This is a genomic window from Thiolapillus sp. (assembly GCF_048562965.1).
In the GTDB taxonomy this organism is placed as follows: Bacteria; Pseudomonadota; Gammaproteobacteria; order Chromatiales; family Chromatiaceae; genus Thiolapillus; species Thiolapillus brandeum_A.
This window is the reverse complement of sequence record NZ_JBHNMF010001709.1, coordinates 1-503: the sequence shown is the minus strand read 5'-3', so window position 1 is coordinate 503 and position 503 is coordinate 1. Positions and strand designations below refer to the sequence as shown.

General features: G+C 51.3%; 1 protein-coding gene. It reads left to right on the top strand.

Annotated features, from left to right (window positions below; translation table 11 throughout):
* Nucleotides 1-120 precede the first annotated feature (120 nt).
* A partial coding sequence (locus tag ACOCD2_RS26340; RefSeq protein ID WP_419596470.1) for a hypothetical protein occupies nt 121-503 on the top strand: 383 nt, incomplete at its 3' end.

Here is a 503-nt window from a genome sequence, read left to right as displayed (position 1 = left end):
TTTTTCAATTGAATTTCAATGACTTGGCATTTATAGACGGGAACTAACTAGAGTTTAGAGTAAGCAACATTGTTCCACCGTATATTTTCGGGTGAAATAAACAAGCGTGTCTTCGGCCTCGTGATAGATTTTGGGACATCCCAGTCCCCAAAATCGACTCGGCCTTTGACAACCTATTTGTGCCCCAGCCGTCCTGGTCACCAAGCACTGCGCAACAACTTCGCAAGCTCGTTGCTGCTCCGTACTTGGCTCCCAATGACTGGACGCCACGTTCGGAGGCCTACTTTGTTTTCCCTCTGGCGCAAGGCACGCCGGGAAAACAGTGCGGCCTCGCGGCTACTGGGGTCTACCAGCCTTCGCTTCGCTCTCCATGGCTGGCAGCGGTTGCTATTTTGTTCATACTGCCCGTTAGAGCTTGTTCTATACGCTGATTGCTGCATCCTGCTCACTTCCTCGCCAATTGGGCGGTTCGAATTTTCTGCATTTACGGTTCCACCACTGCC